The following is a 22,614-nucleotide window of genomic DNA, read 5'->3' as shown; positions in this document are numbered from 1 at the left end:
ACACTCCGTGATCACCACCGATCTCCACCGCATCCGCTTCGAGGTCCCCCTGCGCCCTGCCTTCGGTTCGACCTTCCAGCCCACCGGCTTTCCCGACATCGGCGCCGGCGCCTTCGACACCTTCGCCGACGACGGAACGACGACTCCGTCCCTCCTGGTGGAGTCCGTGCAGTCAATGGCCAACCGCCTGGAGGCCACCGCCTGGGACCACGGCGCCCAGCAGCCCGTCGACCTCATCGCCGACCTGCCCTATATCCGGGTCCACCGCGCCAGCGCGCCCGAAGAATTCCTGACCTCCAGCCGCCTCGAGGCCCACCGGATCGCCTCCGCCTTCGTCCGCGAAGCCACCCTCGACGGCACCAAAATGCTCGACCTCATCGCCAGCCGACTGGGGCTGGAAAACGACAAGCCGCTCAACTTCCCGGCCATGGCCGACGCGCTCATGGGCCTGGACCCCTTCGTGCTGTTGCACGGCACCTTCTTCAACAACAAGGCGTGGTGGGGCCAGCCGCGATTCACCCGCGCCGTCTCCGCCGTCATCGAAGCCCATGATGTCCGCCGTGCCGTCAGCGGCGGACGCAAGAGCGACAGCGTCCGGCACGCCCTCGGCGACCAGAGCGAAGGGGCCGGCGGCACCAGCGAAGGCTACGGATCCGTCCCCTTCCACCGCGTGGAATGGACCGCACGCGAAATCCGTGCGATGTTCGCCATCGACACCGCCCTGCTGCGCTCCTACGGACTCGGCGAACCCCGCACCGAACTCCTCACCACGCTGGCCCTGTGGGAGATCCGCAGCTTCCTCGACGGCGGCCTGCGGTTGCGCACCGCCTGTGACCTCGAACCCGTCGCCAAGCCGACCGGCAACGCCGGGGACCTGCCCGAACGCGACGAACTCACCGCCCGGATCGCCGAACTCCTCCCGCAGGTCACCGCCGATCTTCCCGCCCACGGCGCCCTCACCGTGCTGTGGAACGGCGCAAAGCCCAAGAAGAAGACTGCAGGCGGCGCCCAGTGATCACCCTTGCCCTGCACTTCCCCTGGAAGCGGTACCACGCCACCCCCTGGGGACGCTTCGTCAACGAAGGCGCCGTCGAACTGCCCCCCTCACCCTGGCGCATCCTGCGCGCCCTCTACTCCACCTGGAAAGAACGCTGCCCCGACCTGGACGCCGACCAAGTCCACCACGTCCTCGCCCGCCTGTCCTCCCCGCCCACCTACCGCATCCCGCCACACCACCTCAGCGATAGCCGCCACTACTTCCCCGACAGCACCCATCGCTCCGGCAGCAGCGCAGGCACCGACCTCGCCCTGGACGCCTTCGCCGTCCTTGGCGGTGACGCAACCGTCTACGTCCAATGGCCCGGCGACCTCGCCACCGACCAGGCCAAGACCCTGGCCCAGCTCGCCGAATCCCTGCCCTACCTCGGCCGCGCGGACAGCATCGTCGAAGCCCGCCTGCTGACCAGCGCCGACGACCTCCCCACCGACACCCACACCCCAGCCGTCCAGCTCAACGACGATGATCTCGCCCCGACCGGGTGGACGAACCTCGAAGTCCTCGCGCCCACCATTCCCTTGGACCTCGACGGGCTCACCATGCGCCCCACCGACGTCCGAGCCCGCTCACTGCTCTACCCGCCCGGCAGCCGACTCCTGTCCTACGCGACACCCGTCAGCCACCCCCATGCACCGCCACCAGCGCACCGGCCCAGGGCCAAACGCAAGACGGAGAAGATCACGGCGGTCCGCCTCACCGTCAACGGCCCCGCACTTCCCCCACTCACCCAGACCCTGCCGCTCACCGACACACTCCGATCCCGCTGCATCAAGCCCCTGACCCCAGGCAACGGCAGGCAGGCCCCGCGCCACAGCAACCTCGCCGGCAAGGCCGCCGACGGTACGCCTCTAACCGGCCACCACCACGCCCACTTCCTGCCCTGGGATGCCAACCACGACCGCCGCATCGACGAAATCATCATCTGGGTCCCGGGAGGACTCGACACCGAGGAACTCGACGCCATCCACCAGGCCACCACCGGGACCATCGGCGTTCCGGAAGGCGTCCCGGGCCCACGCCGCCTCCAACTTCGCGTCACCGCCTATGGAGCAGCGGCCGAAGTCCTCCCCGCCGAATGGACCAAACCCGCCACTTGCTACACCAGCCTCACCCCCTTCGTCCCAGTGCGGCACGCCAAGAAGCGCCAGACACTCACCGAGTTCTTCACCGCCGAAGCGGCCCGCGAACTCGCCCATCGCCAACACCCCGCCCCGGCTCAGAGCAAGCTGCTCCAAGGCGACTGGCCGCTCTACACCCAGCACCGCTGGACAAAACGCGAGACCCGCAACGACAACCGACCTAGCCGAGGACTCCACCTCACCTTCAACGAACCCGTCAGCGGACCAATTGCCCTCGGCCGCCACAGCCACTTCGGCCTAGGACTCCTCCTCCCCACCCTGAGTTCGGAACCGCAAGCGCACCAGCGACACGCGGAAGGCACCGAAGCGTAATGTCTGAAAGGGCCGTACCTGCCTATGCCGGGGACCAACACGACTACCACGCCAGGCACAGAACCTGCAGCTCACGCAGCCTGTCCGCGGTCTGCCCGGCCGCGGCCCCATCGCAGGTCGTACTCGACGTCGGTGACGGCCCGAGCGTTGTGGGCTGTCCGCGGCCTGCCAGGCCCCGGCCCCGTCGCAGGCGCGTGACCCGACAACAGTGGTCTCCCGACTACGCCCCTGTCCGCGGACTGCCAGTCCGCGGCTCCATAGCAGGGCGGATCACGCCCTCATCGGTTCGGATGCTGGTACTGTCCGCGGCCTGCTTGGGCCGCGGCCCCTCGTTTCACCCTGTCCACGGCCCACTCGGCCGCGGCTCGATCGCAGGTGAATTCAGTCGATCTGATTCTCAAATCGCTGTTATTTCCGTGGTTTGTTTGGGCCACGGCTCCACGGCAGGTATTGGCAGCCGGAGGTCGTGTCAGTGGAGCTGCCGCTGTACGTGGCCTGCTTGACCACGGCCCTATCGAAGGAGCTTGAAGGTGGCCCATGCGTGACGGCTGGGGAGGAACTGTCCGTGGCTTGCCCGCGCGGCCCCATCGCAGCTTCAAGATCATTCAGCAGAACAAGCGGTTTGCGACCGCTGCCCGCGGCCTGCCCGGCTGCGGCCCTATCACAGGACCGGCAAGCTGCACCCCTACCAACACGACGGCGTCGACTGTCCGCAGCCTGCCAGGCCGTGGCCCCCATCGCCGGCCGTTACCGGCCCACTGATAGGGCAGTCCATTCTGCTGTCCGCGGTCTGCCCGGCCGTGGCCCCATCACACTAGCAACACGCGGAATACATCAAAGCGTAATGCCCGAAAAGATCTTACTTGTTCTCGCTAAAAGCGACACAATTACCACGCCATACAGGACCCGCAGCTCACGCACCCTGTCCGCGGTCTGCCTGGCCGCGGCCCCATCGCAGGGCTACGGGGTCGAGAATCCCGCGCGAGCGCAGCGACCTGTCCGCGGCCTGCCCGGCTGCGGCCCCATCGTGGGTAGTCAAAGCCGACCGCCATGGTGCGGGGACGCGGTCTGTCCGCGGCCTGATCGGCCGCGGCCCCATCGCAGGCACCAATCCAGTCCCGTCGTCTCGGTGTCGAACCCGCCGTCCGTGGCCTGCTCGGCCGCGGCCCCATCACAGGTACGACAATCCTGCGGACTTCCCAAACTGGGTAGCCCTATCCTCGGCCTGTCCGGCCGTGGCCCCATCGCAGGCGGCAGTCTCCGCAGGGCTCGAACGTGACGTACAACTGTCCGCGGCTTGCTCGGCCGCGGCCCCATCGCAGCACGTTCCCGGCTGGGTCCATCGCCACCGCCGAGTTCTGTCCGTGGCATGTCCGGCCGTGGCCCCATTGCAGGATCGCGTAGTACATATCGATGACGTCGCCGCTCGCGTCTGTCCGCAGCCAGCACGGCCGTGGCCCCATCGTAGGAGCTCCCCGCCGCTGCTGCTCGCCGCGGATTGGTACCTGTCCGCGGCCTGCCCAGCCGCGGCCCCATCGCAGGCCCTTCACGCCGCTCAGGGGGATGGGCTGGAGACCACTGTCCGCGGCCTGCTCGGCTGCGGCCCCATCGCAGAGTCACCCCGGATGGCCAGGAATCGGCGCTGGACAAGGCTGTCCGCGGGCTGCCACGCTGTCGGCGGCACCATCCCAGCCACGGTGTCGCGAGTCCGATCGTCGGTAAGCTTGCACCCGTCCGCGGCCCCATCGCAGCATGAACGCTTCCCAGGTGAACGGGAAGCGTGCGCCTCCGTCCGCGGCCTGCCTGGCCGCGGCCCCATAGCAGGACGTCTCCCGGGACGCACGCCATGTGCCCTTAGGCGCTGTCCGCGGCCTACCCGGCCGCGGCACCATCGCAGGATGGTCGCGGTGCTGCAGAAACTTGCTCAGGCACACTTGTCCGCGGCTCGCCCGGCCGCGGCCCCATCGCAGGCACCACTTCCGCGCGCAGCAACTCGGCACCGGCCGTCTGTCCGCGGCCGGGCAGGCCGCGGCCCCATTTCAAGAGCTTGAACGTGGCCCACGCGTTACGGTTCGGGAGGGACTATCCGCGGTTTGCCCAGCTGCGGCCTCATCGTAGAGAGCACAAGCTTGCCGCTGAGTCGATGGGACTGTTCGATATCTGTGGCCTACACGGCTGCGGCCCCATCGTAAGGTGCACCCGCAGCAGTCACGGCGCCTTCGAGATGTCTTGTCCGCAGTATTTACGGTCGCGGCCCCATCGCAGGTACCCATCTGGCTGGCGCTGCGACGACCATCGCCTCTGTCTGCGGCTTGCCTGGCCGCGGCCCCATCGTAGGTACTTCCCCGTCCTCGGAGAAGAAGCCGAAGGCGGCGCTATCCGTGGCCTGTCCAGCCGCGGCCCCATCGCAGAGGCGCGACCGACTACCTCGTATACATGGCGGCCGTCTGTCCCTGGCCTGCCCGGCCGTGGCCCCGTCGCAGGGCACCGCGCCTGTGGGTCGTGCCATGTTGGGTGCTCCTGTACACCGGCCAGCACTGGCCGCTGCCCGTCACGCTGGTCGGCACCGCTCTGTTCGTCCTCGGCCTCGCCGGTATGCCGCTCGCAATGGTGCGCGGCCACGGCCGACGCCAGCGGGACTGGGCGGCGATCGTCGGTGACACCCTGCTGGGCACCAACTGGGTTCTGTTCACCTGGTCCCTTCTGCTCGGCGTGCTGTTGCGGCGCGCCCTGACCGTGGCCGGCGTCGGCGACGGTCAGGACCGCGCCCGTATCGTCGCGTGGGCCGTCCTCGACGTGACCACCGTGCTCCTCGCCTGGGGGTACGCCGAGGCCCGCCGCGTTCCCCGCATGCGCCGACTCGACGTGCAACTCCCGCGATTGGTGCCGGGCTGGACGGGCTGCGTGTCGTCCTCATCACCGACACCCACTACGGCCCGCTCGATCGCGCCCGTTGGTCGGCACGGGTGTGCGAGACCGTGAACTCGCTGGAAGCCGACCTGGTCTGCCACACCGGTGACATCGCGCACGGCACGGCCGAACGCCGCCGCGCCCAGGCCGCCTCGCTCGGAACCGTGCGGGCCGCCCAGGCCCGGGTCTACGTCACCGGCAACCACGAGTACTACAGCGAGGCCCGGGGCTGGGTCGACCTGATGGACGAGCTGGGCTGGGAACTGCTGCGCAACCGCCATCTGCTGCTCGAACGCGGCGGCGACACCCTCGTGGTGGCCGGCGTGGACGACGTCACCGCCGAGTCCTCCGGCCTGCCGGGCCATGGCGCCCATCTCGCCGGAGCCCTGAAGGGCGCCGACCCCGACCTGCCCGTCCTGCTCTTGGCGCACCAGCCCAAGTTCATCGACCGGGGGGCGGCCGCCGGCATCGACCTCTAGCTCTCCGGTCACACCCACGGCGGTCAGATCTGGCCCTTCCACCACTTGGTCCGCATCGACCAGCCCGCCCTCGCCGGCCTCAGCCACTACGGCACCCGTACCCTCCTCTACACCAGCCGCGGCACTGGCTTTTGGGGCCCGCCGTTCCGCGTCTTCGCCTCCAGCGAGATCACCCTGCTCGTGCTCCGCAGCCCGCACCTGCCCACCTCGCCGTAGCACTAGGCGGGCCAACACGTCCGCTTGGTGGAGCGCCACCGACGCTTGACGCGTGTATCACCAGCAGACAAACCTGCTGACCTCAGCATCGAATCAGGCCGCTTCCCACAAGCCTGCATCCAAAATGCGAGCCGCCTTGGCGATGCTCCCAGGCATCAGGTGCCGGTAGGTCCGATAAGTCTCCTCTATGGATTTGTGTCCCATCCATTCGGCCACGTCGGTGATCGGTATTCCGTTCCCGAGCGCGTTAGAGGCGAAGTAGTGCCGGAAGCTGTACATGCCGACACCGCCCTCCGCGGGAAGGTTCTTGAAGAGTTTCTGCACACGGCGGCGTTCCATCGGCTCCGTGTAGTAGCCGCTCGGACCGCACAGCAGATAGCCCTCCTTCGTGGTGCCGCGCTTCTTCTCGTACCGCTCCATCGCTTCCCGCACCGAGCGCGGCAGGGGAACCTCTCGGAACTCCCCCACCCTGCGGTGCTTCAGCTTCGCCGGCTTGTGCGTGTTGGAGTGGATCTGCTCATGCACTCGGTAGACGTCATCCGCCACGACATTGTTGATGTTCACCGCCCGGGCTTCCCCGTTCCGCAAGCCGCAGCCCACCATCATGACGATCTCAAGCGCGAGATGTTCGTCAGCAGCTGCCAGTGCCTTCTTCAGGTAGGCGAGGGATGGGATGACCACCTTTTCGCGGACGTATTCCGGTTCCTGGACGCCCCTCACAGGGTCGTCCGCCATAGCACCCTTGCCATACGCGTCCCGGAGGATCGCCTTGAGGACGCGGAAGATGTTCACCTGGTTTCCGCGCCCCACCCCGTCCGTCTCCAACTCGTCCAGGAAGCGCTCGACCACAATGGGCGTAACCGAATTCAGTTTCCGCGACCCGAGACGAGGAATGATGTGCACATTGATGGAGCTGTCCACGTGCCACCCCGTCGAGTACTCCGTCATCTTGCGCTGACGAGGCCGCCACTGCTTCGCGTATTCCGCGATCGTCTGCTGACCGAGTTCGCGGCGCACCTCGGCAACGGATGGCGCCGTTGTCTTCTTCTCCGCGTAGATCTGCGTGAGACGCTCGATCGCATCGTCCTGCGTCTCGTAGCCGGCCTCTTCACGCTGCTTGCCGAGAGTGTCCCGGAACCGAATCGTGTACGGGTGCGGGCAGCGGGTCGGTCTGGAACAACCGCACTCCTTGAAGAACGACCCCATCCCACGAGCAAGCTGTCGAGCCACGCATCAAGCCTTCCGAGCAGGGCGATGGGCGGCGCAGGAGGCCCCTGCCGTAGGCGCAGGTCAGCAAGCCGGACACCGTCCGGCCTGATGCTGACCTTTTGCTGACCTGGAGGCGGCAATCAGGGCCCTGACCTGCGAAAACACCCAAACGCTAGATCTTGGACTTGAACATGGTACGAAACACGAAGAAACTCCCGATTCGTCTGCTCCCTGCCTGCTGACGCAGGTCAAGGGCGGTACTCGGAGATTACCTCGGTTCGTGTGTCCGGGGCGGCCCGCCCGGGGTCATCCGAGCCACGGGGACTCCTTGTGACGCGTCTGCGGGTCGGCGTCCGTGCCGCCCCTGGCCGCGGACGAGCCCGTCGTGCCGGGCGCGGCCGAGTGCCCCAGGTGCCGGTGCGTGAAGTGGATGGCCATCGCGCCCTCACCGGCCGCCGAGGCCACCCGCTTCACCGAGCCGCTGCGCACGTCCCCCACCGCGAAGACTCCGGGAAGGCTGGTCTCCAGGGTCATGCACGAGCGCCCGAGGCCGTGCCACACCTCGGGCTGGGCGCAGGCCTCCCGCGCCTCCGGCCCGGTGAGGACGAAGCCGCGGGAGTCCACGGCGACGCTGTCGGCCAGCCACTGGGTGTGGGGTTCGGCACCGGTGAAGACGAACAGGGCCCGTGCCGCCAGCCGGCGGTGTTCGCCCGTCCGGTTGTCGACCACGTCGAGCTCCTCCAGCACCTCCTCGCCGATGACCTCGGTGACCTCCGTGTGCAGCATGACCTCCACGCGGGGATGCCGTTCGACCTGGTCGACCAGGTAGCGGGACATGCTGGCGTCGAGGCTGGGCCCCCGGACCAGCAGGTACACCTTCGGCGCGTACGCGGCGAGGAACAGCACCGCCTGGCCGGCCGAGTTGCCGCCGCCGACGACGGCCACCGGGTCGGCGCCGCACTGCTGGGCCTCGTAGACGGTCGCCGAGTAGTGGACGCTGGTCCCCTCCAGGCGCTCGATGCCGGGCACCTGGAGCCTGCGGTAGCGGGCACCCGTGGCCAGGACGACGGCGCGGGCGGTGATCTCGCTGCCGTCGGCGAACGACACCACGTAGTGGTCCTCGTCCTTGCGGTGAAGACCGGTCGCCTCCGCCGGGATGCTGATCCTGGCGCCGAACTTGTCGGCCTGGAGCACGGCGCGTTCGGTGAGTTCGGCGCCGGAGATGCCGGCCGGGAAGCCGAGCAGGTTCTCGATGCGGGACGACGTGCCGGCCTGGCCGCCGGTGGCCATCGCCTCCACCACGGTCGTGCTCAGTCCCTCGGAGGCGGCGTACACCGCGGCGGCGAGGCCGGCGGGTCCGGAGCCGACGATGACGACGTCGCCGTGACGGTCTCCGTCGGGCAGTGGCGGCAGGCCGATGAGCCGGGCGAGTTCCGCGTTGCTGGGGTTGCGCAGCAAGGTCGTGTCCCGCCAGATGACGAGCGGCGTCTCCGCGGGGCTGACGCCGAAGCGGCGCAGCAGTTCCTCGGCCTCCTCGTCGGTCTCCAGGTCGATCCAGCGGTGCGGCAGGCGGTTGCGGATGGCGAACTCGCGCAGTCGTCTGGTGTCGGGTGAGTACCGCGAGCCGATGATGCGGAAGCCCGCGCCCTGGCCGACGAGCAGCGCACGACGGCCCAGACAGGCGCGCAGCACCACGTCCCCGAGGGCGGAGTCCTGGGACACCAGGCGGCGCAACTCGTCCATGGAGACGACGAGGACCTCGCCCGGCTCCCTGACGACAGCGGTGTAGAACGCCACCTGTCCGTGCAGCAGCCCGAGCTCGCCGATGAAGCGACCGGGGCCGTGCACACGCAGCAGGTGCTCCTCGGGCGTGCCGTAGTCCTCGACGACGGCGACGCTGCCCTCGAGAACGACGAAGAACGTCTCGCAGCGCTCGCCCTCCCGGATCAGCACGTCGTTCGCCGATGTGGTCCGGCGCTCGCCGTGTTCCTCCAGACGTGCCATCTGGTCCTGTGTGAGGCGCGGGTACGCGCCGTAGACGTCCGGGCTCTCCCAGAAGGCGGCCTCGTCCGTCTCGTTCGGTACCGGCTCTCCGCCCGGCAGCGGCTGGTCGGCGGACGTCATACCAACGCCTCGTGGACGAAGCACCAGCGCCAGTCCTCGCCGGGTTCGAACGACCGCACGATCGGGTGGGTGTCGGCGGCGGCGTGCTTGCGCGCGTGCCTGTTCGGCGAGGAGTCGCAGCATCCGACGTGCCCGCAGGTCAGGCAGAGCCTCAGGTGGACCCACGGGGAGCCGGTCAGCAGACACTCCTGACACCCCTCGGGGGTCAGCGGCCGGACCGGCCGGACGAGTGCGAGGTGCGGGTCTGCGTGCACGGTCATACGGATCACCCTTCCCGGGTCGTGATCGTCTCTTCCACCCACTTGCGCAGAGTGGGGGCGGGCGCCGCCCCCGCCTGCCGGGCGACGGTCTCCCCCTTGTCGAGGATGAGCAGTGTCGGCACCGCCTGCACCTCGAAGCGCCGCGACAGTCGCGGGTTCTTGTCGACGTCGACCTTGACGAGCTTGATGCGCCCCGCCAGTTCGGTGGCCACCTGCTCCAGCGCGGGGCTCACCATCCGGCAGGGGCCGCACCAGGTGGCCCAGAGGTCGACCACGACGGGGACGTCGGCCCGCTCGGCGACCTCGGTGAAGTCGTCGTCGCCCGCGTCCACCACCCACGGCAGGGGCTGCTTGCAGTGGCCGCACCGGGGGCGGCCCTCCGCGGCCACGGGCACCCGGTTGACGCGCCCGCAGTGCGGACAGCTGATGGTCGTCGCCCGCACCGTGCTCATGCCGCTCGCGCTCCCTTCACGTCCTCGGACTCGTCGTAGGTGACCACGAGCTCTCCGTGGTCGGCGTCGACGCGGATCGCCGCGCCGTCCTGGACGTCGCCGCGCAGCAGGGCGCGTCCGACCATCGTCTCGACCTCGTGGGAGATGTAGCGGCGCAGCGGCCGGGCCCCGTACACCGGGTCGTAGCCCTGGTGGGCGATCAGCTTCCGCGCGGCCTCGGTGAGTTCGACGGTGATGCGGCGTTCGGCGAGCCGGCGGCGCAGCTCGTCGAACTGCAGCTCGACGATCCGCTCGATCTGCCGCTCACCGAGGGGCTTGAACAGCACGATGTCGTCGACGCGGTTGAGGAACTCCGGGCGGAAGTGCCCGCGCAGCTCGCCCATCACCAGGGCGCGGGCGTCCGGCTTGATCTCCCCCTCGGTGGTGGCGCCGTCGAGGAGGTGCTCGGAGCCGATGTTGGACGTCATGATGATCACGGTGTTGCGGAAGTCGACGGTGCGGCCCTGGGAGTCGGTGATGCGGCCGTCGTCGAGGACCTGCAGCAGGGTGTTGAAGACATCGGTGTGCGCCTTCTCGATCTCGTCGAACAGCACGACCGAGTAGGGCTTGCGGCGTACGGCCTCGGTGAGCTGGCCGCCTTCCTCGTAGCCGACGTATCCGGGCGGTGCGCCCATGAGCCGGCTGACGGTGTGCCGCTCCTGGTACTCACTCATGTCGAGGCGGACGATGTTCTCCTCGGAGTCGAACAGGGCCGCCGCGAGGGTCTTGGCCAGCTCGGTCTTCCCGACGCCGGTGGGGCCGAGGAAGATGAACGAGCCGATGGGGCGGCGCGGGTCGCGGATGCCGGCCCGGGCGCGGATGATGGCGTCGGCGACGAGCTTGACGGCCTCGTCCTGGCCGACGACGCGCTCGCGCAGGATCTCGTCGAGGCGCAGCAGCTTCTCGCGTTCCCCCTCCTGGAGGCGGGCGACGGGGACGCCGGTCCAGGCGGCCACGATCTCGGCGATCTCCTCCTCGGTGACCACCTCGCGCAGCAGCCGGTTCTGCCCTTGCTTGGAGGCCAGTTGCTCCTCCTCCGCGGCGAGCCGGCGCTCCAGGTCCTGGAGGCGGCCGTAGCGGAGTTCGGCGGCGCGGTTGAGGTCGTAGGCGCGTTCGGCCTCCTCCGCCTCGTGGCGGACCTGCTCCAGTTCCTGGCGCAGTTCCTGCACGCGGCGGATGGCCTGCCGTTCGGCCTCCCACTGGGCGCGTTTGGCGTCGGCCTCGCCGCGCAGGTCGGCCAGTTCCTTGCGGAGTTCCTCCAGGCGGGCCTTGCTGGCGGGGTCGGTCTCCTTGGACAGGGCCGCCTCCTCGATCTCCAGGCGGGTGACGCGGCGGGTGATCTCGTCGAGTTCGGCGGGCATCGAGTCGATCTCGGTACGCAGCCTGGCGCACGCCTCGTCGACGAGGTCGATGGCCTTGTCGGGCAGGAACCGGTCGGTGATGTAGCGGTGGCTGAGGGTGGCCGCGGAGACCAGCGCGGTGTCCTGGATCTTCACGCCGTGGAAGACCTCCAGGCGTTCGCGCAGTCCGCGCAGGATGGAGATGGTGTCCTCCACGCTCGGCTCGTCGACCAGCACCTGCTGGAAGCGGCGTTCGAGGGCGGCGTCCTTCTCGATGTACTTGCGGTACTCGTCGAGAGTGGTGGCGCCGATCATGTGGAGTTCGCCGCGGGCGAGCATCGGCTTGAGCATGTTGCCCGCGTCCATGGCCCCTTCGGCCGCGCCCGCTCCCACGACGGTGTGGAGTTCGTCGACGAAGAGCAGGATGCGCCCCTGGGCGGCCTTCACCTCGGACAGCACGGCCCTGAGGCGTTCCTCGAACTCCCCGCGGTACTTGGCCCCGGCGACGAGGGAACCCATGTCGAGGGCGAACACGGTCTTGTCGCGCAGGCCCTCGGGGACGTCACCGCGGACGATGCGCTGGGCCAGGCCCTCGACGATGGCGGTCTTGCCGACGCCGGGGTCGCCGATGAGGACGGGGTTGTTCTTGGTCTTGCGGCTGAGGATCTGGGTGACGCGGCGGATCTCCGCGTCACGGCCGATGACCGGGTCCAGCCGCCCGGACCGGGCCTCGAGGACCAGGTCGCGGCCGTACTTCTCCAGCGCCTCGTAGGCCACTTCGGGGTTGGCGGAGGTGACTCGCTGGTTGCCGCGGATCCGGGTGAGCGCGCTCAGGAACGACTCCCGGGTCACGCCGTGCTCCTTGAGCAGGCGTCCGGCCGCGGTCGCCGATCCCTCCTCGGCCAGGGCGAGCAGGAGGTGCTCCACCGAGACGTACTCGTCCTTGAGGCGTTTGGCCTCCCGCTCGGCCGCGTCCAGCAGGCGGGACAGACGCTGGGTGACGAAGACCTGCCCGGGGGACGCGCCGGGGCCGGTGACCTTCGGGCGCCGGGCCAGTTCGCTCTGCACGGCCGTGCGCAGTTCCTCCGGGTCGGTGCCGGACTGCTGCAGCAACCGCGGGACGATTCCGTCCTCCTGATCGAGGAGGGCGAGCAGCAGGTGTTCCCCGTCGACTTCGGTGTGCCCCATGCCGACGGCCACCGACTGGGCTTCCTGGAGTGCTTCCTGGGACTTCTGGGTGAGACGGTTCATGTCCATGGCGGTATGTCACTCCTCGTACCGGCGCGGCGCAGGGCGGCTTCGAGCAGGCTGATGCGGTCCAGCAGGTCGAGCACCAGGCCGACGGATGCGTAGTTGAGGCACAGCCCGGTGCGCAGCCGCTGGACGCGGGCGAGGGCGGCCGGGGCCGTGGGATCGAACACCAGCCGTCCGGAGGCGTCGCGCTCGGCCTCGACCAGGCCGAGAGCGACGAACCGGCGGATGAGGTCGGGATGGACACCGGCGCGGCGGGCCACGGTATGCAGGGAGAGCCTGGGCACCGGCACGATCGCGTACCGGACGCGTGCCGGCGCGGGAGCGGCCGGCGATGACGCCGGGGATGCCTCGACCGGTCGGTCGCTCATCGTGTCCTCCTGGGGTCGAACGAGGAGACGGCGGCGAGCTCCTCGAACAGTTCGCGCTCCTTGTCGCCGAGCTTGGGCGGCACCATGATGCGGAGCTCGGCGTAGAGGTCGCCGTCGGCGCCGCGCGGTCCCGGCATGCCCTCGCCGCGCAGCCGCAATCGCCGGCCGCTGGAGGACCCGGCGGGCACGGTCACCTTGGCCGTGGCCCCGCTCGGCGTGGACACGGGGACCGTCGCGCCGAGCGCCGCCTCCCAGGGGGTGACCGGAAGCTGCACGTACACGTCCCGGCCCTCGAGGCGGAACCGGGGGTGGGGCTGGATCCGCACCCGCAGGTACAGGTCGCCGGCGGGGCCGTCACCGCTGCCGCGGCCACCCTCGCCCGCCAGCCGGATGCGCTGTCCGTCGGTGACTCCGGGCGGCACGTCCACCTCGTAGCGGCGCTGCCCGGAGGGCCCGGTCAGGGTGACGGTGCGGCGGCCTCCGCGGTAGGCCTCCTCGACGGTGAGCGGCAGTTCGGCCTCCTGGTCCGCTCCCGGCACACGCATCCGTCCGGCGCCGCCGAAGAACGAGCTGAACAGGTCGTCGACATCGACACCCTCCGCGCCGAAGCCGCTGGTGGCGTACTGGGCCCGGGGGCCGCCCCCGGTGGACCAGCGGAAGCCGCCACCGGCTCCCGCGCCGGCTCCGACGCGTTCCTCCCAGTCCTCGGGGACCTTGCGGAAGTCCTCGCCGAAGCGGTCGTAACGGGCCCGCTGGTCGGGGTCGGACAGGACACTGAAGGCCTCGTTGACCTCCTTGAAGCGCTCCTCCGCCGCGGGGTCCTTGTTGACGTCGGGGTGGTACGTGCGCGCCAGTTTGCGGTAGGCCCGCTGGATCTCGTCCTTGTCGGCGTCGCGCGGGACGCCGAGCACCTCGTAGAAGTCGCGTGCCACGGCCGCTCACTCCCGCTTCGCGACGGTCACGGCGGCCGGCCTCAACTGCCGCTCGGCCGCGCCGTAGCCGGGGCGCAGCACCTGTGTCACGGTGTTCGGTTCGGCGTCGGGGTCCTGGACCACGCCGACGACCTCGTGCCGGGCGGGGTCGAACGGGACGCCGGTCTCGGCGTGACGCTCGTAGCCGAGGCGTTCGAGGACGGACACGGCCTGGTCGCGTACGGCGCGGACCCCTTCGACGATCGCTCCGGGGTCGGAGGCGGCGTGGCTCAGGGCCAGTTCGAGGTTGTCGACGACGGGAAGGAAGGCCGCGGCCGTGCGGGCGCGTTCGGCCCCGCGCTCCTGGTCGAGTTCCCTGGCGTGCCGCTTGCGCAGGTTGTCGAGGTCGGCGAGGGCGCGCCGCCAGCGGTCCTCGACCTCCTTCAGCGCCGCCGCGTACTCGTCCTCGGCCCCGGCCGGACCGGTGGCCGCGTCCGGCCCCGGTCCGGCCTCCGTGCCGGGCGGCGCGGGCCCGGGCCCGGGAAGGTCACCCTGCGGCAGTGGTGCGGCGGCTTCGGGCGGCAGGTCGGACGATCGGTCCTGGGGCGGGATCGGCATGGCGGGTACCTCAGCCCTTGTCGAACTCGGCGTCGATCACGTCGTCGTCGGCGGCCGGACCGCCCTGCCCGGAGCCGTCCGGCCCGGCGGTGCCCGAGGGACCGCCCGGTGCGGCTTCGCCCTGGTGGGCGGCGAGCCCGGCGTGGATCTGCTGGAGTTCGGAGATCAGCGGCCTGACCTTGTCCACTCCGGCCTCGTTCTTGACCGCGTCGCGGGCCTCGGCCACCAGCATCTCGGCACGGGCCTTCTCGTGCGCGGGCGCGGCGTCGCCCAGTTCGGCGAGGCGCTTCTCGACCTGGTAGGCGATCGCGTCCAGTTCGTTGCGGGCGTCGACGGCCTCGCGCAGCGCCTGGTCCTGGCCCTGGTTGCGCTCGGCCTCCTCGACCATGCGGTCGACCTCGCTCCGGTCGAGGTTGGAGCTCTCGCTGATGGTGATGCCCTGTTCCTTGCCGGTGTCCTTGTCCCGCGCGCTGACGTTGAGGATGCCGTTGGCGTCGACGTCGAAAGTGACGTCGACCTGTGGTTCGCCCCGCGGCCCCGGCCGGATGTCGGTGAGCTGGAACCGGCCGAGCACCCGGTTGTCGGCGGCCCGCTCCCGCTCGCCCTGGAGGACCACCACATCGACGGCCGGCTGGTTGTCCTCGGCGGTGGAGAAGGTCTCGCTGCGGCGCACCGGGATGGTGGTGTTCCGGTCGACGATCTTCGTCATCACTCCGCCGCGCGTCTCCACGCCCAGCGACAGCGGGGTGACGTCGAGCAGCAGGACATCCTTGACCTCGCCCTTGAGGACCCCGGCCTGGATCGCGGCGCCCAGCGCCACGACCTCGTCGGGGTTGACGCTCATGTTGGGGTCCTTGCCGCCGGTCAGCCGTCGCACCAGGGCCTGGACGGCGGGGATGCGGGTGGAGCCGCCGACGAGGATGACCTCGTCGATGTCGTTCTCGCCGACCTTGGCGTCGGCCATGGCCTGCTTGACCGGCTCGAGGCAGCGCTCCACCAGGTCGGCGGTGATCTGCTCGAAGGTGGACCGCATGATCGAGTCGGTGAGGTGTTTGGGCCCGGAGGCGTCCGCGGTGATGAACGGCAGGCTCACCTGGGTCTGGGTGACGGAGCTGAGCTCGGTCTTGGCCTTCTCCGCCGCCTCGAACAGGCGTTGCAGCGCCTGCGGGTCCTTGCGCAGGTCGATGCCGTTCTCCTTCTGGAAGTCGTCCGCGAGGTAGTCCACCAGGCGCCGGTCGAAGTCGTCGCCGCCCAGATGGCTGTCACCCGCCGTGGAACGCACCTCCACCACGCCGTCGCCGACGTCGAGGATGCTCACGTCGAACGTGCCGCCGCCCAGGTCGAAGACGAGCACCGTCTCGTGCTCCTTCTTGTCCATGCCGTAGGCGACGGCGGCCGCCGTCGGCTCGTTGATGATCCGCAGTACTTCCAGGCCCGCTATCCGGCCGGCGTCACGGGTCGCGGTGCGCTGGGCGTCGTTGAAGTAGGCGGGGACGGTGATGACCGCCTCCGTGACCCGCTCCCCCAGCTGCTTGGAGGCGTCGTCGGCGAGTTTGCGCAGCACCTGTGCGCTGATCTCCTCGGGCGCGTACAGCTTGTCGCGCACCTTGAAGCGGGCCTCGCCGTTCTCGCCCGGGACGACGTCGTAGGCGACGGCCTTGGCCTCGTCGGCGACCTCGTCGAAGTGCCGGCCGATGAACCGTTTCGCCGAGTAGATGGTGCCCTTGGGGTTGAGGATTGCCTGGCGCCGGGCCAGCTGGCCCACCAGGCGTTCGCCGGTGTCGGTGAAGGCCACCACGGACGGTGTCGTGCGGTTGCCCTCGCTGTTGGGCACGACGACCGGCTCGCCGCCCTCCCAGACGGCGATCACCGAGTTGGTGGTGCCCAGGTCGATGCCCACTGCCTTGGCCATGAGGAACTCCTCCCGGTGCGCCTGCGCCGACTCTCCGGATCACGTTGTTCAGCTGGGGGTGGTATCCGCCGGGTTCCTACCGGTGCGCACGGACAATCCCGTGCGCTTCCCAGGGTGGCGAACCGGGTCTCTCCACGCCTGCGCCTGGCGAGTCAGGAATGCACGGGTCCGGTCGCCCCACCAGGACGAGAAAGGACGCGCGCTCTCGGGTGAGCCGACCCGGGAGGGGTACGCGCATTACCGCACTCTTCCCCGCAGACACGGGCAGAACGGAGCGATCCCATGGCCGGCAGTCGGGCGCACAGCCTGTACCGCCACTCCGGGCGGAACGGCAACCATCCGCGGAGCGGCGCCGGGCGGCAGCCCACTGCGGCGCGCACCGGGCGCCGCCCACCCGCCCGCACGTCGGCCGATCATGCCCCGCACAACCTGATGGAGCTCTCCCGAGCCCTGTTCGACGCCCCGGACGAGGGCGCGATCCTGCGCCTGGCCATGGACCACATAGCCGTGGCCGGACCGTACAGCGCCGAGGCCGGGTATCTCACGGTGGGCGGCGACCTGGTCCCCAGTGCGCGGAACGGGCGGACGCACGCCTCGGCCGTGGGCCGGAGGGTGCGGGAGCTGGCCGGGCAGGACGGCCCGGTGGCCGTACCCGGCAGGCCCTGGGGCCGGGCCCTGGGCCTGCGCGGACTCGAGGGACTCCACGGTTACCTCGTGGTGACGTCCCGGTCCCGGCCCACCGAGGCCGAGCGGTCCCTGCTCACCACGCTCATCGCGCACACCGCCGCCGCGCTGTCGGTGGTCTTCGCGCACCGCCGCCGGCGCGAGGACGATTCGGAGCTGCGCCGACTGCGGGAGGAACGCACAGGTCTCCAGCGGAAGTTGATCCGCGCGGTGGCTGAGCTTGGCTACGAGCGGGCCGTTCACGCACTCCTGGCCGGCGTCGCCGCCTCCAGCGGCGGCGGCGAGGAAGCCGTCACCCGCGCACTGCACGGGCTCACCGGGCTGCCCGCGCTGGTCGAGGACCGCTTCGGCCGGCTGAGATCCTGGACCGGTCCCGGCCGCCCCGACCCCTATCCCGAACCCGACCCCGCGCGCCGGGACGCGATGCTCTACGCCGTGGCCCGGGAGGCGGGGCCGGTGCGGGTGGAGGACCGGCTGGTCGCCCTGGTCCGGCTGCACGGCGAGATCCTCGGCGTGCTGGCTCTGGTCGACGTCCGGGACGAGGCCGACGAGCACACCGTGTTCGCTCTCGGAGACGCCGCCGTGTCGCTCTCCCTGGAGCTGGCGCACCTGCGCGAGCTGGCCGACGTGGAGCGCAGGCTGCACCGGGAGCTGGTCGACGACCTCCTGGCGGGGACGGCCGGGGCGGGTGCCTACGCGCGGTCCGCGGCGGTCGGACACGATCTGCACCGCAGCCACTACGTCGTCGTGGTGCGGTGGTCGAACCGGACGGCGGACGATTCCTTCGCGCAGGCCGTGGGCCGGGCGGCCTCCGGCGTGGGCATGCGCTCGCTGCTGACCCGCCGTGCGGGGCAGGTCGTCCTCGTCGCCGACGACAGGCCGCCCGCCCGTGCCTTGTACGAGGCGCTCGCCCGGGAGACCGGGACCCGGTCCGGGACCATCGGGGTGAGTGCCCCTTGCGACTCCCCGGACGGTATCCCGCACCACTACCAGGAGGCGCAGCGCGCCCTGGACGTGCGCCGCCACTCCCGCGAACGCTACGGCGCGACGTTCTTCGACGAGCTCGGCCTCTATCGCATCCTGGGGCCCGGCAACGACTACCGGGAACTGGAGACGTTCGTCCAGGAGTGGCTGGGGCGGCTCATCGACTACGACACCCGGCACCACGCGACGATGGTGGAGACCCTGTCGCGGTACTTCGACTGCGGCGGCAACTACGACGAGACCGCGGAATCCCTCGCGATCCACCGCAGCACGCTGCGCTACCGGCTCCAGCGCATCCGCGACATCAGCGGCAGCGACCTCGCGAACGTCGAGGACCGGCTCAACCTCCAGGTGGCGACCCGGGTGTGGCGGATCGTGCTGGGCGGACGGGGCTGACGGGGCTGACGGGGCTGACGGGCCGACCGGTTCGTCACCGGGCGATGACGTGGAAGTCGACCAGGTCGAGCAGCGCCCGCACCGCCGAACTGGGCCGCCGGGTCGACGACGTTCCCAGGTGCATGCTCCAGCGGAGCACGGTGCCGGGGACGTCCAGGACGTGCAGGCCGGGGGTGCGGGCGACGGCGAACACGGGCAGGAAGGCGATGCCCAGACCGTGCCGGACCAGTGCCGCCCCCATGTCGATGTCGGGCACCTCCAGCGCCACCCGGCGCACGACGCCCGCCGCCGCGAACGCCCGGTCGACCACCTCGCGGTTGCCGTAGCCCGGTGGGAAGTCCACGAAGGGCTCCCCCGCCAGGTCCGCGAGGGTCAGCTCCCGCCGCTCCGCGAGCGGATGAGCGGCGCTCACCACCAGGACGAGCGGCACGGTGGCCAGTTCCGTGGCGTCGATCCCGGCAGGCTTGCGCTCGGGCAGCGACAGGAAGGCCACGTCCAGGTCTCCGCCGAGCAGCGCGTGCGCCAGTCCCGCCGAGCCGGTCGTCGCCAGCCGCAGCCGGACGTCGATCGCCGGATGCCGCGCGTGCAGCTGCCCGAGGAGGGCGGGCAGGTCCACCACTTCGACCGAGGCCATCGCGCCCACGTTCACCGTGCCGCGCACCGTGTCCTGGGCGGCACGCACGGCGTCCTGGGCGGCCTGGGCGGCGTGCAGGGTGGCCCGGGCCTCGGGCAGCAGCGCGGCGCCCGCCCCGGTGAGCCGGACCTGCTGCGACGTGCGCTCGAACAGCGCGCAGCCGAGCTCGCGCTCCAGGGAGCGGATGGCGGCGGACACCCCCGACTGCACCACGTGCAGCCGGCGGGCGGCACGCGTGAAGCTCAGCTCCTCGGCGACCGCGATGAAGTGCTCCAGCTGACGTAGCTCCACCCGAGAAGTATCACTCACGGTGCTGGAGCCCAGCAAAAACATTCGTTGGCATTGATCGTGGCTGGTGAGGAGGATGGAAGACGTCATCCGTTTCCGCCCGAGGAGGGGTACCCCTGCCTGCCGCACCTACGCCGCTGAGCCGTCCCACAGCCGACGCTCCCGGCGACCCGACCCATCAGGTACCAGCACCCGCTCCCGCCGGCCTGCCGCCCCGCGCCCGGGCCGGACGCCGCGCCTCGCACGCGACCGGCTTCTGGTTCGTGGCGGTGGCCTTCACGGTGCTGATGGCCTTCGGCACCGCGCCGACCCCGCTGTGGCCTCTGTACGAGGCCCGGGACCACTTCGGCGCGACCACGGTCACGGTGGCGTACGCCTCGATGGTCGTGGGTGCGGCGGTCGCCTTCCTCGGGCTGGGGCACCTGTCGGACCGGCTCGGCCGGCGGCGCATCATCGTCCCGGCGCTGCTGGTCGGCATCGTCGCGTCGGTCGTGCTGATGCTGTGGCGGGATCTGCCGGGGCTGCTCGCGGGCAGGGTTCTGAACGGTGCCGGACTGGGGCTGATGGCCTCGACCGCGACGACGTACCTGCACGACCTCCACCACGAGGCCCGTCCGGACCGGTCGGGTTCGGTGCTGCCGGGCATCGTGGCCACCGCCGCCAACCTCGGCGGTCTGGCCTCAGGGCCCCTGATCGCCGGCGCCGCCGCCGAGTGGCTTCCCGCACCCCTGATCACCACCCAGGCGATCTTCACACTCGCCATGGCGGTGTGTCTGGTGCTGGTCCTGTCCACCCCGGAGACCGTGGACCGGGAGCTGCCCGCCGCCGAACCGCTCCGCAGGTTCGCCCTGCGTCCCGGCGGGCGGCGGACGTTCGGCGCGGCCGGTGCCCTGGGCGCCTTCGCCTTCGCGATCCTCGGGCTGATCTCGTCCCTGGGGGCGAGCGTGCTCCACGGCACTCTGCACACCGACTCGCACCTCGTGGCCGGCCTCGCGGCCTTCCTCATGTTCGGTTCCGCGGCGGCCGCCCAGCTGGTGCTGGGCCGCCTGCCACTGCCCCGGGTCCTGACCGTGGGGGCCGTGGTCTTCCCGGTCGGCCTGGTCCTGTGCGCCGTCGCCCTCTTCCACCCGGCCCTCTGGCTCTACCTGGTCGCCGTGTCCCTGTCGGGAGCCGGCTCCGGGCTGCTGTTCAAGGGAGGCGTCGAACGTGCCGTCTCCGTGGCCGCGCCCGCTTCCCGCGCGGGGGTCCTCGCCGTGTTCTTCGTGATCGCGTACCTGGGAATGGGCCTGCCGTCCGTCCTGTTCAGCATCGCCCTGCGGCACTTCGCCGTGCAGACCGCGATGATCGGCTTCGCGGCGGTCCTCTCCTGCGGCGCCGTCGTGTCGGTCGCCGTCGCGCTGCGCGACCGCGCGCCCGGTTACGGCACGCTCCCGGCGCGGTCCTCCCGCCCCTCCTGACCTCTCCGCGGAGCGTCCGGTACCGGTTGTCTGGGAGGCGCGTACCTGGGCACTCGGGGCGGGTGCGTGACACGGATTCGCGACGGACGGAGGCCCGGAATGTCTGCGGAATCGGCCGGAACGGTCGCACTCCCCTCCGGCGAGGAGATCGCGGCGCTCGGACAGGGCACCTGGTACCTGGGTGAGGACCCGGCCCGGCGTGAACAGGAGATCGCCGCGCTGCGGCTGGGCGTGGACCTGGGCATGACCGTCGTCGACACGGCGGAGATGTACGGGGAGGGCGCGGCCGAGGAACTCGTCGGGGAGGCCCTGCGGGGACGCCGGGAAGAGGTCTTCCTCGTCAGCAAGGTGCTGCCCGGCCACGCCGACCGGGAGGGCACCGTCGCCGCCTGCGAGGCGAGTCTGCGGCGCCTCCGTACGGAACGGCTGGACCTCTACCTGCTGCACTGGCAGGGACGGTGGCCCCTGGAGGAGACCCTCGCCGGATTCACCGACCTCATGGAGGCGGGGAAGATCCGTTACTGGGGCGTGAGCAATCTGGACGTCGCCGCCATGACCGAGCTGACCGCCCTCCCCGGCGGCGACGCCGTGGCCGTGGACCAGGTGCTGTACAACCTCTCCCGGCGCGGCATCGAGTGGGATCTGCTCCCCTGGTGCCGCGAGGCCGGTGTGACGGTCATGGCCTACTCCCCCATCGAGCAGGGACGGCTGCTGGGCGTCGAGGCCCTGGAAGCCGTGGCCCGGGCTCTTGGAGCCACGCCGAGCCAGGTGGCACTCGCCTGGGTGCTGCGGCAGGGGGTGGCCGCGATCCCGCGTTCCGGATCACCCGACCACGTGCGGGAGAACCGCGGCGCCGCGGACCTGCGCCTCCCCTCCGAGGCGCTCGACATCCTCGACCGGGCGTTCCCGCCGCCGAGCGGGCCCACGCCCCTGGAGATGCTCTGAAGGAGTGGACAGCATGGCGCGCCCCCCGCTCGTCGTCGGAATGGGGGGTTCGCTGCGCACCCCGTCGACCAGCCTCACCGCCCTGTGCGTGGCGGTCGAGGGGGCGGCCGACGCGGGCGCCGACACCCAGGTGATCGACCTCAGGCGGCTGGACCTCCCGTTCTACACGCCCGAGCGCGAGGTCCCTCCGTCCGCCCGCCGGCTCGCGGACACCGCCCGGGCCGCCGACGCCCTGCTGTGGAGCAGCCCGACGTACCACGGGTCGGTCAGCGGCGCGTTCAAGAACGCGGTGGACTGGCTCTCCCTCCTGGCCGACCACGAGCCTCCCTATCTGAGCGGCAAACCCGTGGGCATGCTGACGACCGCCGGCGGGGTGCAGGGTTTGCAGGCGATCAACGCGATGGAGTTCATCGTCCGGTCGCTGCGCGGCTGGGCGGTGCCGCTGGTGTTCGCGGTCCCGCGGTCCTCACGGGTCTTCGCCGCCGACGGACGCCTTACCGACCAGGCGGTGGCGGACCAGTTGCGCGGCCTCGGCGCGGAGGTGACCAGGGCGGCCCTGCAGTTCCGGGCGGAGGGCACGTGCGACTACGCGCAGGAGCGGCCGTCCGGCGCCGTCCTGGACTGAG

The 22,614-nt window shown here is 70.7% G+C and carries 16 protein-coding genes and 1 pseudogene; 7 read left to right on the top strand and 10 right to left on the bottom strand.

The features are described 5' to 3' along the window. Window positions 1-7: 7 nt before the first annotated feature. From cas7u to EV284_RS01685, 3 genes and pseudogenes are all read left to right on the top strand, one after another. Window positions 8-1,015 (top strand): type I-U CRISPR-associated RAMP protein Csb1/Cas7u, encoded by a 1,008-nt coding sequence (gene cas7u / locus EV284_RS01695; protein WP_207228887.1) that lies wholly within the window; start codon window positions 8-10, stop codon window positions 1,013-1,015. Continuing rightward, the gene (gene csb2, locus EV284_RS01690) at window positions 1,012-2,508 is read left to right on the top strand and encodes a type I-U CRISPR-associated protein Csb2 (RefSeq protein WP_165425429.1); all 1,497 of its coding nucleotides are present in this window, start codon (window positions 1,012-1,014) and stop codon (window positions 2,506-2,508) included. Before cas7u ends, csb2 begins: the two co-directional genes overlap by 4 nt. A gap of 2,436 nt (window positions 2,509-4,944) precedes the next feature. Beyond that, a pseudogene (locus EV284_RS01685) lies at window positions 4,945-6,113 on the top strand (metallophosphoesterase). 93 nt (window positions 6,114-6,206) lie between these two features. Here the strand turns inward: EV284_RS01685 and EV284_RS01680 are convergent. The 9 genes from EV284_RS01680 to dnaK all read right to left on the bottom strand — a co-directional run bounded on the left by EV284_RS01680 (window position 6,207) and on the right by dnaK (window position 16,600). Continuing rightward, window positions 6,207-7,343, bottom strand: coding sequence for a site-specific integrase (locus tag EV284_RS01680; RefSeq protein ID WP_242625499.1), 1,137 nt, complete (start codon window positions 7,341-7,343; stop codon window positions 6,207-6,209). 285 nt (window positions 7,344-7,628) lie between these two features. Then, a complete protein-coding gene (locus EV284_RS01675) occupies window positions 7,629-9,446 on the bottom strand; it encodes an FAD-dependent oxidoreductase (RefSeq protein ID WP_130329532.1) in 1,818 nt (605 codons plus the stop codon). Further along, window positions 9,443-9,706: a UBP-type zinc finger domain-containing protein gene (locus EV284_RS01670; protein WP_130329530.1), complete on the bottom strand. Its 264-nt coding sequence runs from the start codon at window positions 9,704-9,706 to the stop codon at window positions 9,443-9,445. Before EV284_RS01670 ends, EV284_RS01675 begins: the two co-directional genes overlap by 4 nt. 5 nt (window positions 9,707-9,711) lie before the next feature. After that, complete coding sequence (gene trxA / locus EV284_RS01665; protein ID WP_130329528.1) at window positions 9,712-10,158, bottom strand: thioredoxin; 447 nt, start codon at window positions 10,156-10,158, stop codon at window positions 9,712-9,714. Next, window positions 10,155-12,794, bottom strand: a complete 2,640-nt coding sequence (gene clpB, locus EV284_RS01660) for an ATP-dependent chaperone ClpB (protein ID WP_130329526.1) — start codon at window positions 12,792-12,794, stop codon at window positions 10,155-10,157. The genes trxA and clpB overlap by 4 nt, the downstream gene beginning before the upstream one ends. After that, complete coding sequence (locus EV284_RS01655; RefSeq protein WP_242625498.1) at window positions 12,785-13,159, bottom strand: chaperone modulator CbpM; 375 nt, start codon at window positions 13,157-13,159, stop codon at window positions 12,785-12,787. Before EV284_RS01655 ends, clpB begins: the two co-directional genes overlap by 10 nt. Continuing rightward, window positions 13,156-14,091 carry a J domain-containing protein gene (locus EV284_RS01650; RefSeq protein ID WP_130329524.1) on the bottom strand — a complete coding sequence of 312 codons (936 nt, stop codon included), beginning with the start codon at window positions 14,089-14,091 and terminating at the stop codon, window positions 13,156-13,158. The genes EV284_RS01655 and EV284_RS01650 overlap by 4 nt, the downstream gene beginning before the upstream one ends. Window positions 14,092-14,097: 6 nt before the next feature. Then, entirely contained in the window at window positions 14,098-14,688 is a 591-nt protein-coding gene (locus EV284_RS01645; protein WP_130329522.1) for a nucleotide exchange factor GrpE, read from the bottom strand. Between the two features lie 10 nt (window positions 14,689-14,698). Then, window positions 14,699-16,600, bottom strand: a complete 1,902-nt coding sequence (gene dnaK, locus EV284_RS01640; protein WP_130329520.1) for a molecular chaperone DnaK — start codon at window positions 16,598-16,600, stop codon at window positions 14,699-14,701. Between the two features lie 282 nt (window positions 16,601-16,882). Here dnaK and EV284_RS01635 point away from each other — a divergent pair, with 282 nt between their 5' ends. Next, window positions 16,883-18,664 (top strand): helix-turn-helix domain-containing protein, encoded by a 1,782-nt coding sequence (locus tag EV284_RS01635; protein WP_130329518.1) that lies wholly within the window; start codon window positions 16,883-16,885, stop codon window positions 18,662-18,664. A gap of 34 nt (window positions 18,665-18,698) precedes the next feature. Here the strand turns inward: EV284_RS01635 and EV284_RS01630 are convergent, their stop codons facing one another. Further along, on the bottom strand, window positions 18,699-19,589 hold the full coding sequence (locus EV284_RS01630; protein WP_130329516.1) for a LysR family transcriptional regulator: 891 nt from the start codon (window positions 19,587-19,589) through the stop codon (window positions 18,699-18,701). 260 nt (window positions 19,590-19,849) lie between these two features. Between EV284_RS01630 and EV284_RS01625 the strand changes: the two genes are divergently transcribed. The 3 genes from EV284_RS01625 (at window position 19,850) to EV284_RS01615 (ending at window position 22,613) form a co-directional block, all read left to right on the top strand. Further along, window positions 19,850-21,043 carry an MFS transporter gene (locus EV284_RS01625; RefSeq protein ID WP_130329514.1) on the top strand — a complete coding sequence of 398 codons (1,194 nt, stop codon included), beginning with the start codon at window positions 19,850-19,852 and terminating at the stop codon, window positions 21,041-21,043. Between the two features lie 99 nt (window positions 21,044-21,142). Next, window positions 21,143-21,988 (top strand): aldo/keto reductase, encoded by an 846-nt coding sequence (locus EV284_RS01620; protein WP_130329512.1) that lies wholly within the window; start codon window positions 21,143-21,145, stop codon window positions 21,986-21,988. 13 nt (window positions 21,989-22,001) lie between these two features. Continuing rightward, on the top strand, window positions 22,002-22,613 hold the full coding sequence (locus EV284_RS01615; RefSeq protein ID WP_130329510.1) for an NAD(P)H-dependent oxidoreductase: 612 nt from the start codon (window positions 22,002-22,004) through the stop codon (window positions 22,611-22,613). Window position 22,614: the final 1 nt, after the last annotated feature.

The sequence above is a fragment of the Streptomyces sp. BK022 genome (assembly GCF_004217355.1).
In the GTDB taxonomy this organism is placed as follows: Bacteria; Actinomycetota; Actinomycetes; order Streptomycetales; family Streptomycetaceae; genus Streptomyces; species Streptomyces griseoluteus.
Note: the sequence above shows the minus strand (reverse complement) of the source record. Positions and strands in the feature narration are given on the sequence as shown.

Coding starts and splice junctions, on each gene's coding strand:
- EV284_RS01675 (WP_130329532.1), bottom strand. CDS start 9,446: ATGACGTCCGCCGACCAGCCGCTGCCGGGCGGAGAGCCGGTACCGAAC.
- EV284_RS01670 (WP_130329530.1), bottom strand. CDS start 9,706: ATGACCGTGCACGCAGACCCGCACCTCGCACTCGTCCGGCCGGTCCGG.
- trxA (WP_130329528.1), bottom strand. CDS start 10,158: ATGAGCACGGTGCGGGCGACGACCATCAGCTGTCCGCACTGCGGGCGC.
- clpB (WP_130329526.1), bottom strand. CDS start 12,794: ATGGACATGAACCGTCTCACCCAGAAGTCCCAGGAAGCACTCCAGGAA.
- EV284_RS01655 (WP_242625498.1), bottom strand. CDS start 13,159: ATGAGCGACCGACCGGTCGAGGCATCCCCGGCGTCATCGCCGGCCGCT.
- EV284_RS01645 (WP_130329522.1), bottom strand. CDS start 14,688: ATGCCGATCCCGCCCCAGGACCGATCGTCCGACCTGCCGCCCGAAGCC.
- dnaK (WP_130329520.1), bottom strand. CDS start 16,600: ATGGCCAAGGCAGTGGGCATCGACCTGGGCACCACCAACTCGGTGATC.
- EV284_RS01635 (WP_130329518.1), top strand. CDS start 16,883: ATGGCCGGCAGTCGGGCGCACAGCCTGTACCGCCACTCCGGGCGGAAC.
- EV284_RS01620 (WP_130329512.1), top strand. CDS start 21,143: ATGTCTGCGGAATCGGCCGGAACGGTCGCACTCCCCTCCGGCGAGGAG.
- EV284_RS01615 (WP_130329510.1), top strand. CDS start 22,002: ATGGCGCGCCCCCCGCTCGTCGTCGGAATGGGGGGTTCGCTGCGCACC.